Annotated in this window: 1 pseudogene; it reads left to right on the forward strand. The window is 82.2% G+C overall.

Annotation, left to right across the window (positions count from 1 at the left end):
- Positions 1–64: 64 nt before the first annotated feature.
- Positions 65–415 (forward strand): annotated as a pseudogene (locus tag AAE027_RS39515) (hypothetical protein); the annotation flags it as partial.

The raw sequence follows: 415 nt of genomic DNA on the forward strand, positions 1-415 counted from the left end.
CGGCCCGGCGGCGGAGCCGCGGGCGTGCTGCCGGGGGCCGGAGTCGCAGTCGGCGCGGGAGTCGGTGTCGGTGTGGTCGCCGGGGCAGGTGTGCCCGGGCGAGCCGTGGGCGCTGCTGCGGGAGCAGGGGGCGTCGCCGTGGGCGCAGGCGCGGGCCGCCCTGCAGGACCCGCTGCAGGAGGCGGCGGCGTCGGAGTCGGGCGAGCCGCAGGCGGCGGTGGCGTGGGCGCATGCTGCTGCGGAGCCGCGGCCGGCGGCGGCGAAGGTTGCTTCGCGGCAGGCGGCGGGGGTGGCGGCGTGGGAGACGGACGCGCTGCAGGCGGTGCCGGAGGAGGCGGGGTCGGCGCATGCTGCTGCGGCGCCGCGGCCGGCGGCGGTGCAGGCTGCTTCGGCGCGGCAGGCGGCGGGGGTGGTG

It is taken from the genome of Bradyrhizobium sp. DN3, from assembly GCF_041357655.1.
Lineage (GTDB): Bacteria > Pseudomonadota > Alphaproteobacteria > Rhizobiales > Xanthobacteraceae > Bradyrhizobium.